Source organism: Sphingomonas sp. (assembly GCF_013812825.1).
Lineage (GTDB): Bacteria > Pseudomonadota > Alphaproteobacteria > Sphingomonadales > Sphingomonadaceae > Sphingomicrobium.
In genome coordinates this window covers 1-9,898 of sequence record NZ_JACCSU010000053.1, presented here as the reverse complement: position 1 = coordinate 9,898, position 9,898 = coordinate 1, and the positions used below count along the sequence as shown (strand labels likewise).

Here is a 9,898-nt window from a genome sequence, read left to right as displayed (position 1 = left end):
ACCGAGCTTCTCGATCGCTCGGAGGATCCGGCGCGGATGATCCGGATGATCATCCTCGAGATGGAGGAAACTTTGGTCGAGGTGCGCGCTTCGGCAGCGCGCTCGATCGCCGACGGCAAGGAGATGCGCCGCGCCTGCAAGCGCCTCGACGAGCTCCAGGCGAGCTGGACCGAAAAGGCCGAGCTGGCGCTGTCGAAGAACCGCGAGGATTTGGCCAAGGCCGCCTTGCTCGAGCGCCAAAAGGCGGCCGACATGGCCGACGGCCTCAAGGCCGAGATGGCGGTCATCGACGTTACGCTAAAGGCCTATGAGGCGGACATCGCCAAGCTCCAGGGCAAGCTGCGCGAAGCGCGTGGCCGCCAGAATGCGATCTCGGTGCGGATCGAGAGCGCCGTCACCCGCGCCAAGGCGCGCGAGATGATGAACGGCAGCCGCACCGAGGACGCGTTTTCGCGCTTCGAGGTGCTCGAGCGCCGCGCCGACTTCGCCGAGGGGCGCGCCGACGCGCTCGGCATGACCGGGCCGAAGAGCCTCGAGGAAGAGATCGCCGAGCTAAAGTCGTCGGACAAGGTCGATGCCGAGCTCGAAGCCATGAAAGCCGCGCGCGCGGCCAAGGGGGATTAGACCAAGATGGAAGACGTTCTCATTCCGCTGATCGTCGTGCCGATCCTGTTCATCGGCCTGCCGTGGCTGATCTTTCACTACATCACCAAGTGGAAGCAGGCCGGCACGATCAGCCGTTCCGACGAAAAGCTGCTCGACGAACTGCACGATGCCGCGCGCCGGCTGGACGACCGGCTGTGCACGATCGAGCGGATCATGACCGCCGAGAACCCCGAATGGCGCCAGAACTGCCTGCCCGACCGGACCGGGTCCGAGCGCCTCCTCTCGAGCAAGGAATACAGCAATGGCTGAGCTGCAACCGCCGAGCCGCACGCGCTTCTACCGCGACAAGCGCAACGGCAAGGTCCTCGGCGTGTGCGCCGGGATCGCCGACTACACCGGCTTCGACGTCACGCTGATCCGGATCTGCCTGATTGCCGCGATCATCATGGGCAGCGGAGCCCCGCTGCTGCTCTATTTCATCGCCGCGATGATGACCCCGGACAAGCCGAGCGAATTCGCCGTCGCCGACAGCGAGGAACGGCAATTCTGGCAGGGCGTGCGGGCGTCGCCGACGCGGACCGCGCGCGACATCCGCTCGCGGTTCAAGGACATCGACCGGCGGCTGGCCGACATCGAGAGCTATGTGACCACCGAGAACCGGTCGCTCGCCCGCGAGATCGACCAGCTTCGCTAATCCAGGGGACATTCAAAGTCATGAACGAGAATCCAGCGACGGTCGCCAACAAAGAAGGCAACGCGTAATGGGCCCGGGAGACGTCTTCATTGCCTTCATCGTCATCGGCTTGCCGGTCCTGCTTCTAATCACCTGGTCGCGCAGCTATTTCAGATACAAGGAGAAGCAGCTGGACGCCGAAACCTCGCTCGCAGCCGAGAAAGCGGCTCAATACGCCGCCAGCAATGCCCAGCTCGAGGCGCGGGTGCGGGTGCTCGAGCAGATTGTGACGGACGGCGGCGCCCAGACCGCCGCGCAGATCGAGGCGCTGCGCGACAGACCCGAGCAGGCGCAGCAATCCAGGCAGCTAGAGACGGATCGGAGCTCGTGATGGGCAGGTATGAATTCATCATCGCGATCGTCGCCATCGTGATGTTCGCGAGCGTCCTCAAAGCGCGCTACAGCTGGAACCGCCGGCGCCGCGGCATCGGTGACTGCGGGGCGGAAGATACCGACGACGGCGAGGCCGCCCGGCTGCGGGAAGAAGTGAAAATGCTCAAGGAGCGCCTCCATGTGCTCGAGCGCATCACCACCGAGCGCGAGAACAGCCTGTCCCGCGAGATCGAGGAGCTTCGCGACCATTAGGCCGCAGATGACGGCGGGCCGCGGCGCTGCTAGTTGGAAGCGATGGCCGCCCTGCCCGCCCTTGATGACATATTCGACGAATATGAGCTGCTCGACAGCGAGGACCGCTATCGGCTGCTGATCGACCTGGGCCGCAAGCTCGAGCCGATGCCCGACGTTCTCCAGACCGACGCGACGAAGGTGCGCGGATGCGCGGCATCGGTGTGGGTCTATCCGCAACGCACCCCCGACGGCCGGCTGCATTTCCAGGCCGACAGCAACGCCGCGATCACCAAGGGGATCGTCGCCTTGGTTCTCGCCGCGGTCCAGGACAAACCGGCCGAGGAAGTCGCCCGGATGGACGTCGCCGCCGCGCTGGCCCGATTCGATCTGGCGCGGCAGCTGAGCGCCAACCGGACCCAGGGCATTCCGAGCATGATCGCGCTGGTCCGCGACACCGCCCAGCGGCTCGCCGCGTGAGCGACGCCGGGGCGGCGATCGACGGCGAGCGCTTCGATCCGGCCCGGTTTTTCGAGCTCGCCCGGCGCGTCGGCCACGGCCGCGCACTGGGCATGGAATATGGCGCCTCGGGAGACAATTGGACCGAGCTCCGGCTGCCCTGGCGCGAGGAGCTGGTTGGAGTTCCCGAGAGCGGCATCCTCGCCTCGGGAGCGATCGTCAGCCTGATCGACACCGCCAGCGGGACGGCGGTGTGGTCGACCATCGGCAAGTTCATTCCGCTGGCGACGATCGATCTTCGGATCGATTATCTCCGGCCGGCCTTTCGCGGCGAGAGCGTCGTCGCCCGCTGCGAATGCACCAAGCTGACCCGCCGAATCGCCTTTACCCGCGGAACGGCGTTCGTTGGCGACAAGCCGATCGCCTACAGCTCCGGGACGTTCATGATCGCTCCCTAGGAGCCATCATCCGCGGCTAACGGGGCTTGCCCTCGCGTCGCTCCTCGGACCGGCGAAGCACGTCGTAGGCGGCCTTGACCTGCTGGAAGCGCTTGGCCGCCTCTTCGTCGCCGGGCTTGAGGTCCGGATGGTTTTCCTTGGCGAGCCGGCGGTAGGCCGCCTTGACCGAGCCGAAATCGGCGTCGCTGTCGAGCTCGAGCGCGTCGAACGCCCGCATCTCGTCGCGGCTCCGGCTGCCGTCGCCGGGCCCCGCCCATTGCCAATGCTTGGCATTCTGGAAGGCCGACGCTTCGCCGCTTTCCTGGGCCTCGCGGTCGGCGGCGGCCTGGGCGTCAAGGCCGGCGAAATAGTCCCAGTTGCGATTGTACTCGGCGGCGTGCGTCTCGCAGAAATACCAGCGTTCGCGGCTGTTCGGGGCCTTGGGCGCCGGCCGGTCGCCGGGCGCATCGCAGCCGTCGCGGTCGCAGGTCCGAACCCGGGCCGTGTCGCGCCCCTTGCCGTAGGGGCGCCAGCGCGGGAATCCCCAGTCGTCGGATCTCTTCTGGCGTCGCATTCGGCCCTAAACCTAGTGGCGCCCGCGACGGTCCGCCAGTGCACCCGATGAAGAAGCTGCCAGAGGGCCTGTAAGCCGGGTTCTGTCCATCGCCGCGTTGCCGCGGCGAATGGGCGACCATTCCTCTAGGGGACGGATTGCTCCGCCCCTCCAGCGACCAACCCGGGCGGCGAGCCGGAACGTAGCTCATCTGCCGCCCCTATTCGGTCTTGCACCCGGTGGGGTTTACCGTGCCGCGGCCGTTGCCGGCGCGCGCGGTGCGCTCTTGCCGCACCCTTTCGCCGTGACCCGCCCGAAGACAGGCAGACTGCTTTCTGTGGCACTATCCCTAACTCCTGCCTGCGCAGGAGCCGCCGGGCGTTACCCGGCACCGTTGTTCCGTGGAGCCCGGACTTTCCTCGGCGAGTTTCCCCGACGCGGCCGCCCGGCCCTCTGGCTAAGCCAATATAGGTGAAAGCCGCGAGGATTTCGAGTCCGACTAGTCTGTGCAGCCCGACTGCGGAAATCTCTGCTTTGGCTGGAATGCGGACCTTCAATGGAGGGGTGCGGAACCCCTGAGTTTGAAATCCTCGTCAATGGCACTTTCATCGGCTGCGATGCCGTTTTCTTGGACACGCAAAAGTAAGTCGAAGGTGCTATCCACGATGGCCTGCATCTGGATAATAGCCGCTCCTACTGCGCTGCCGGACTGATCGTGTGGAAAGAGGTCGGCGTGAATCAAAAGGTTGTTCTCTTCGTCGATGCCGTAGCGACATCCCAGAAGGCGCGTATGCAATCTCGCCAAGGAGAGGCAGAGAGCTTCCGTCGCGTTTACTTCTTCGAAAACCAGCCCCTTGACCTGTAGCCACCCCTCAACTCGGTACAGCCACCAGATACTCGCCCCGTCCGGATCTGTGATTGCAGCCTCATTCGGGCTGACATCTTTGATGACGAACCTCTCCTCCTCGCACCAGTGAGAGAGGCCCGCCAAACTCGATAGCGGTTCCGCCTGATGTGCTCTGCTCATGGGAAGACGTTCGCATCAGGACGCAATGTCCGCAATGGGTCGAAAGCGGACATTGCGAATCTACGCGGACGCTAGCGCCGGCTGACGTCACTGAGGCCGCGGAAGCAGCAGCGCGAGCAGCTTGGCGCGGCACTCGCCGTCGATAATGCCGTCGATCAGGTCGGGACGGAAGCGGCGCTGGAAGGCGATCACCGCTTTCTGCGGGTCGGTGACGTCATAGCCGAAGCGCTCGAGGGCGAGCAGGAAGCCGCCGTCGGTCCAGAAGGGGTCGATCAGGTCGCGCTTGGGGCTTGGCAGCGCCAGACGCCTCCTGGCCAGCGCCTCCCACGGAAACAGCTCGCCCGGATCCTCCTTGCGCGCCGGAGCGACATCGGAATGGCCGACGACATTGCCGCGGCCGATCGCGTGGCGCTCCTTGATCGAGGCGACCAGCGGAATCAGCGCGGCGATCTGCTCGTCGGGGAACGGGCGGTAGCCGAACTCGTGGCCGGGATTGACGATCTCGATTCCGACGCTGGCCGAATTGATGTCGCTGACCCCGCGCCAGCGCGACTTGCCGGCGTGCCAGGCGCGCTTCGATTCGTCGACCAGTGAGAAAATGCCGCCGTCCTCGTCGACCAGATAATGGGCCGACACCCGAGATTCGGGCGAAGTCAGCCGGTCGAGCGCTCCGGCCGCGTCGGGCATTCCGGTGTAGTGGAGGACGATCATCGATACCGGCAGCGCCCGCTCATCGAAATTCGGCGATGGCCGCTCGATCATCTCCATGTGCGCAATGGCGCACGAGCCGACGCTATCGGTCAAGCCCCGACGGCAGCCCTTCGGTCGTGTCCAGCGCGCTTTTCGCCCGCGGAACCATCGCCGACCAGCCGGTAAAGGCCGCGTGCATTGCCGTCGGACGTCAGCTTGCGGGTCTGGCCGATGACCGTCTCGCCGGCGCCGAGCATCAGCCAGCCGTCGGGGGCCATCGCCGAGGCCAGCCGCTCGAACGCGAGAGCGCGCTTTTCGGAACAGAGATAGAGCAGCACGTTGCGGCACAGGACGATGTCGAACTGGCCGGGGTGCGGCGGCCGTTCGAGCAAATTGTGGACCTGGAAGCGGACCGGCTTGCGCAACGCTTCGACCACTCGCCAGCCGTCCTCGCATTCCTCGAACCAGCGGATGGTCTGGTTGATTCCAAGGCCGCGCTGGACCTCGAACTGGGTGTAGACGCCGCTCCGGGCGCGGTCGACGGCCGAACTCGACACATCGGTGGCGAGGATGTCGATGGTCCAGTCAGCCCAGGTCGGCTGGTTCTCCGCGAACAGCATCGCCAGGCTATAGGCTTCCTGGCCGGTCGAGCAGCCGGCCGACCAGATTCGGATTCGGCGGCTCGATTCGCGAGTCCGGGCGAGCGTCGGCAAGGCGTGGCAGGCCAACAGGTCGAACGGCGAGCGATCGCGGAAGAAATAGGTTTCGTTGTTCAGCAACGCCTCCACCACCTGGTTGGACAGACTGGGCTCGCGGCCCATGACGAGAATGGTGATCAGCTCGTCGAGGTTGGCGATGCCGCGCTCGCGAAGCAGTGCGGCGAGCGCCGTTTCGATCCGCCATCGCCGGCTCATGGTCAGCTGCTGCCCGGTGCGCGCCTCGAGCAGGCTGGCGAGGATCCGGCTGGAGCTGTCGCTTACCTGCATCCGGAGTCCCCGGTGCGCGAGGCAATTCGGCGAGCGAGCTTGTCGGGCGGCATCACCGCGCAGGCCAGGCCCGCTTCGAGCACCGCGCGCGGCATTCCCCACACCGCGCTGCTGGCAGAATCCTGGGCGAGGATCGAGCCGCCGCAGGCGACCATCCGGCCGGCGCCCTCGACTCCGTCACGGCCCATTCCGCTCAGCACGACGCCCATCGCGCGGGCGCCGTACAGCGCCCCGACCGAGGCGAGCATCGGGTCCAGCGACGGCAGGCAGCCGCTCGACGACTGGCCGTCGGTGAGCCGAACGACCGGCGAGCCGCCGCTGTCCACGTCGAGGGTCAAATGCGCATCACCCGGAGCAATGATCATTCGGTCCGGGAACAGCTCCATGCCGGTAACGGCGACCAGCGCCTCGCGCTCGGCGACCGCGCCAAGCTGGCGCGCGAACACGCTCATGAAGGGCGCTGGAAGATGCTGGGTGATGAGGATCGGGATGCCGATCCGTTTCGGCAGATGCTGGAACAGGGTGCCGAGCGCGTGGATGCCGCCGGTCGACGCGCCGATCGCGAGGATGTCGATCGGATCGGCCGGCATCGAGCGCAGCGGGTTGCCGACCGCCAGGTCGCGGGCGGTCGAGGAAGGCGGGTTCGGGTCGGCATCTCCGAGCGCCTTCAATTTGCGCAGCAGGATTTCCGAGAAGCGGCCGTTGAAGCGGCCGGTGCCGGGCTTTGGAAGCGTGTCCGCTGCTCCGAGCGCGAGCGCGGCGACGGTTTCCTCGGCGCCTTCGTCGGCCAGCGAGGAGACGATCATGATGCGGGCGCCGGCGGCGGCGGCAATGATTCGGGGGATCGATCTCAGCCCGCCGGCGCCGGGCATTTCGAGGTCGAGCAGGATGACGTCGACCCGGACCGACTGGAGCGCCTCGATGGCGTCCTCAGCGGTGCCGGCAACAGCGACGATCTCGAACTGGCCGTCGCTTTCCACCATCCGCGACAGCACCGCCCGGGCGACCATCGAATCATCGACGATCATCAACCGAATGCGTCGGCAAGGGGGTCGGGTCGCTTGGAGGCGGTCCCGCGATCTGGCGAGCGCCCGCTCCACGTCGGCTAGCTCAGGCGACGCCGACGAGCTGGAGCTTGATGTGGAGCGTCTCGCGGTCGAACGGCTTCATCACATATTCGTCGGCGCCCGCTTCGAGCGCGGCACGAATATGGGCCATGTCATTCTCGGTGGTGCAGAACACGACCTTGGGCTGGTCGCTGTGACCGCGCTGCCGAAGCAGCCGGAGAAACTCCATCCCGCTCATCACCGGCATGTTCCAGTCGAGCAGGACGACGTCGGGCATCCTGGCCTCGCAGCGCGACAGCGCCTCGCGGCCGTCGCCGGCCTCCTCGACCTCGAACTCGAGGGTCTCGAGAATGTGACGGGCGACCTTGCGGATCACCTTGGAGTCATCGACGATCAGACAGCTCTTCATGCTTGGTTCCCGCATTGATTGGCTTCGTGTTTAATCCGCAAGGGTAACGAAGAGCTTAAGCTGCACGAGCTCAAGCGGCCTTGGCCTCGACGCCCGCGATCAGCGCCGCGACGTCGACGAGCAGCAGCGGCCCGGTCTCGGTCTCGACCAGCCCCGCCGACACGCGCTCCCAGCCATCGCCCATTGCCGCCTGCACCGGCGCCGGTTCGGACAGGGCCTCGACGACGTCTTCGACGAAATCGACGATCAACGCGTAATGATGGCCGTCGAGCTCGACGACCGCGGCCTCGCGGATGCCGTCGGAGCAATCGGTCGCTCCGAGCTCGAGCGAGCGCATGCAGTCGATCACCGTCAGCACCCGGCTGCGCAGCGCTGAGAGGCCGGCGACATGCGGGGCCGCGCAAGGCACCGGGATCAAGGCGTCGAGCTCAACCACGGATTCGACCGCCTCGGACGGCAGAGCGACACGCTGGCCGCCGATGGTGACGACGAGGAGAAGCCTGTTCATCGCCCGCCGCCCCCTGCAGACTTCAATGCCATCAGCAGCCCCGCCCGGTCGTAGCGATAGATGCTGCGATCCTTGGAGCTCGCCGCTTCCGGCTCGGAGCGCAGTCGAATGGTCCGGCCCGCGGCGGCTTTATCGACTTTCGCATCTTCCGAAACGATCACCAGGTCGGCTTCGGCCTCGTCGATTTCACCGACCACGCGATAGCCGGCGGCCTCGACGATCGGCCGAAGCATGTTCTGCATCCACGGGTCGTCGGCCGGAAGGCGGCAGACGGGCTGCTCCTCGACCGACTTGGCGGCCGCCCCGACATGGCTGGCGAACAGCCAGTGCGCGTCGATCAGCTCGGCGGGCTCGTTGGCGATCAGCGAGACGCCGCTGATTTCCCCCGGCAGATCGGCGGGAATGACGTCGTGGTCGATCACCGACAGGTCGATCACCTCCTGGAAGCAGTAACCGACCTCGTGGCTGCCGTCGTTCAAGCGGAACAGGCGCACCTTGTCGGCGGGCAGTTGGCAATCACCAACGCCGGCGAGCGGAAGGATCGCCTCGCCGAGCTGCACTCGAAGCTGTCCGGCGCCGGGTCTGATCGCCGCGGCCGGCACCTCCTCGATTCGATCGACGACCGACAGCCGGAGAGCGCGGCGCGCGCCATCGAGGCCGCGGAACAGGATCACCTCGGTGGCTTTGGCGGCCGGGGCGGTCGCCGGTCCCTCGGCAATTCGCGCCGCGCGCTCCTGTGCCTCGAGCTTGACTCCGCCGACCTCGGCCAGGCCGGCCGGGTCGAACAGCAGGATCGGGCTGCCGTCGTCGGCCAGGGTCGTGCCGGCGTAAAGACCGGTCGCCATGACGGCCGGAGCCGCCGGCTTGACCACCAGCTCCTCGTGGTCGTGAATCCGGTCGACCGCGAGAGCATAGACGTCGCCGCCGGCCGGGCGCAGGACGATCAGTGTCCGCTCGTCGTCCTCCATCGGACTGTCGAGGCCGAGGATGTCGGCGAGCACGATTTGCGGCACCCGGCGGCCGCGGATGGTGGCGATTCCGGAGCCGCCGACGCGCTCGAGCTTCACCGACTCGCCGTTGGCCCGGACGATCTCGTCGATCGCCGAGCGCGGAATGGCAAAATGCTGGCTGCCGATCGACACCGTCAGCGCCGGGATGATGGTCAGGGTCAGCGGGACCCGCAGAGTCATGCGCGTGCCGGCGCCCGGGCGGCTGTCGACCTCGACCAGCCCGCCGATGCGCTCGACGTTCGAGCGCACGACGTCCATCCCGACCCCGCGCCCGGAGATTGCGGTGACCTCGCGCGCCGTCGAAAGCCCGGCCTCGAAGATTAGCGCCAGCTGCTCGCGCGGGCTGAGCTCGGCGGCGGCGGCCTTGGTCAGGGTTCCGGCCGAAACCGCTTTCTCGACCAGTCGCTTGCCGTCGATGCCGCGTCCGTCGTCCTGGATGTCGATCAGGATCTGGTTGCCGGACTGGCGCGCCGACACGCACAGGATGCCGATTTCGCGCTTGCCGGCCTTCAATCGCTCGGCCGGGGTCTCGATGCCGTGGTCGACGGCGTTGCGGATGATGTGGGTCAGCGGATCGCGGATCATCTCGATCATCTCGCGGTCGAGCTCGACGTCGCCGCCCTCGATGTCGACCAGCACCTGCTTGCCGAGCTCGGCCGACAGGTCACGGACCATCCGCGGCAGGGCGACGAACAAATTCTCGATGCGCTGCATGCGGGTGCGGGTGATTGCGTCGCGCATTTCGGCGATAATTGACGACAGTCGCTCGAAGGCGCCGTCGATCGGCACGTCGGTCGGGGATTCGCGAAGGCGGCGGGCGAGTTCGTTGCGCGCCAGCACCATGTCGGA

General features: G+C 66.7%; 15 protein-coding genes and 1 other RNA gene. 7 read left to right on the top strand and 9 right to left on the bottom strand.

Translation table 11 applies throughout. The annotated features are described in order from the left end of the window. The 7 genes from H0T81_RS07240 to H0T81_RS07210 form a co-directional block, all read left to right on the top strand. The coding region (locus H0T81_RS07240) for a PspA/IM30 family protein (RefSeq protein WP_294011380.1) at positions 1 to 624 on the top strand (624 nt) is incomplete at its 5' end. A gap of 6 nt (positions 625 to 630) precedes the next feature. Further along, the gene (gene pspB, locus H0T81_RS07235; protein ID WP_294011378.1) at positions 631 to 915 is read left to right on the top strand and encodes an envelope stress response membrane protein PspB; all 285 of its coding nucleotides are present in this window, start codon (positions 631 to 633) and stop codon (positions 913 to 915) included. Continuing rightward, positions 908 to 1,300: an envelope stress response membrane protein PspC gene (gene pspC, locus H0T81_RS07230; RefSeq protein WP_294011376.1), complete on the top strand. Its 393-nt coding sequence runs from the start codon at positions 908 to 910 to the stop codon at positions 1,298 to 1,300. Before pspB ends, pspC begins: the two co-directional genes overlap by 8 nt. Before the next feature lie 67 nt (positions 1,301 to 1,367). Further along, a complete protein-coding gene (locus H0T81_RS07225; protein ID WP_294011374.1) occupies positions 1,368 to 1,670 on the top strand; it encodes a hypothetical protein in 303 nt (100 codons plus the stop codon). Next, a complete protein-coding gene (locus H0T81_RS07220) occupies positions 1,670 to 1,924 on the top strand; it encodes a hypothetical protein (protein WP_294011372.1) in 255 nt (84 codons plus the stop codon). The genes H0T81_RS07225 and H0T81_RS07220 overlap by 1 nt, the downstream gene beginning before the upstream one ends. 51 nt (positions 1,925 to 1,975) lie before the next feature. After that, positions 1,976 to 2,383: a SufE family protein gene (locus H0T81_RS07215; RefSeq protein ID WP_294011384.1), complete on the top strand. Its 408-nt coding sequence runs from the start codon at positions 1,976 to 1,978 to the stop codon at positions 2,381 to 2,383. Further along, a complete protein-coding gene (locus H0T81_RS07210; protein ID WP_294011370.1) occupies positions 2,380 to 2,820 on the top strand; it encodes a PaaI family thioesterase in 441 nt (146 codons plus the stop codon). Before H0T81_RS07215 ends, H0T81_RS07210 begins: the two co-directional genes overlap by 4 nt. A 16-nt stretch (positions 2,821 to 2,836) precedes the next feature. On the opposite strand, the gene H0T81_RS07205 is transcribed toward H0T81_RS07210, so the two are convergent. From H0T81_RS07205 to H0T81_RS07165, 9 genes are all read right to left on the bottom strand, one after another. Continuing rightward, on the bottom strand, positions 2,837 to 3,373 hold the full coding sequence (locus H0T81_RS07205) for a J domain-containing protein (protein ID WP_294011368.1): 537 nt from the start codon (positions 3,371 to 3,373) through the stop codon (positions 2,837 to 2,839). Between the two features lie 55 nt (positions 3,374 to 3,428). After that, an RNA gene (gene rnpB, locus H0T81_RS07200) (RNase P RNA component class A) lies at positions 3,429 to 3,809 on the bottom strand. A gap of 96 nt (positions 3,810 to 3,905) precedes the next feature. Then, entirely contained in the window at positions 3,906 to 4,379 is a 474-nt protein-coding gene (locus H0T81_RS07195; RefSeq protein ID WP_294011366.1) for a hypothetical protein, read from the bottom strand. 87 nt (positions 4,380 to 4,466) lie between these two features. Further along, a complete protein-coding gene (locus tag H0T81_RS07190) occupies positions 4,467 to 5,147 on the bottom strand; it encodes an N-acetylmuramoyl-L-alanine amidase (protein WP_294011382.1) in 681 nt (226 codons plus the stop codon). A 32-nt stretch (positions 5,148 to 5,179) separates the two neighbouring features. Further along, positions 5,180 to 6,055, bottom strand: a complete 876-nt coding sequence (locus H0T81_RS07185) for a protein-glutamate O-methyltransferase CheR (RefSeq protein WP_294011364.1) — start codon at positions 6,053 to 6,055, stop codon at positions 5,180 to 5,182. Next, complete coding sequence (locus tag H0T81_RS07180; protein WP_294011362.1) at positions 6,046 to 7,083, bottom strand: chemotaxis protein CheB; 1,038 nt, start codon at positions 7,081 to 7,083, stop codon at positions 6,046 to 6,048. Before H0T81_RS07180 ends, H0T81_RS07185 begins: the two co-directional genes overlap by 10 nt. A gap of 82 nt (positions 7,084 to 7,165) precedes the next feature. Beyond that, a complete protein-coding gene (locus H0T81_RS07175) occupies positions 7,166 to 7,531 on the bottom strand; it encodes a response regulator (protein ID WP_294011360.1) in 366 nt (121 codons plus the stop codon). A gap of 70 nt (positions 7,532 to 7,601) precedes the next feature. Continuing rightward, positions 7,602 to 8,039 carry a CheW domain-containing protein gene (locus tag H0T81_RS07170; protein WP_294011358.1) on the bottom strand — a complete coding sequence of 146 codons (438 nt, stop codon included), beginning with the start codon at positions 8,037 to 8,039 and terminating at the stop codon, positions 7,602 to 7,604. Beyond that, a partial coding sequence (locus tag H0T81_RS07165) for a chemotaxis protein CheW (protein ID WP_294011356.1) occupies positions 8,036 to 9,898 on the bottom strand: 1,863 nt, incomplete at its 5' end. The genes H0T81_RS07170 and H0T81_RS07165, both read right to left, overlap by 4 nt.

Excerpts from the sequence above, each read along its gene's own strand:
- H0T81_RS07175 (WP_294011360.1), bottom strand. The coding sequence starts at position 7,531 with ATGAAGAGCTGTCTGATCGTCGATGACTCCAAGGTGATCCGCAAGGTC.
- H0T81_RS07185 (WP_294011364.1), bottom strand. The coding sequence starts at position 6,055 with ATGCAGGTAAGCGACAGCTCCAGCCGGATCCTCGCCAGCCTGCTCGAG.
- pspB (WP_294011378.1), top strand. The coding sequence starts at position 631 with ATGGAAGACGTTCTCATTCCGCTGATCGTCGTGCCGATCCTGTTCATC.
- H0T81_RS07190 (WP_294011382.1), bottom strand. The coding sequence starts at position 5,147 with ATGGAGATGATCGAGCGGCCATCGCCGAATTTCGATGAGCGGGCGCTG.
- H0T81_RS07195 (WP_294011366.1), bottom strand. The coding sequence starts at position 4,379 with ATGAGCAGAGCACATCAGGCGGAACCGCTATCGAGTTTGGCGGGCCTC.
- H0T81_RS07225 (WP_294011374.1), top strand. The coding sequence starts at position 1,368 with ATGGGCCCGGGAGACGTCTTCATTGCCTTCATCGTCATCGGCTTGCCG.
- H0T81_RS07170 (WP_294011358.1), bottom strand. The coding sequence starts at position 8,039 with ATGAACAGGCTTCTCCTCGTCGTCACCATCGGCGGCCAGCGTGTCGCT.
- H0T81_RS07180 (WP_294011362.1), bottom strand. The coding sequence starts at position 7,083 with ATGATCGTCGATGATTCGATGGTCGCCCGGGCGGTGCTGTCGCGGATG.
- H0T81_RS07205 (WP_294011368.1), bottom strand. The coding sequence starts at position 3,373 with ATGCGACGCCAGAAGAGATCCGACGACTGGGGATTCCCGCGCTGGCGC.
- pspC (WP_294011376.1), top strand. The coding sequence starts at position 908 with ATGGCTGAGCTGCAACCGCCGAGCCGCACGCGCTTCTACCGCGACAAG.
- H0T81_RS07220 (WP_294011372.1), top strand. The coding sequence starts at position 1,670 with ATGGGCAGGTATGAATTCATCATCGCGATCGTCGCCATCGTGATGTTC.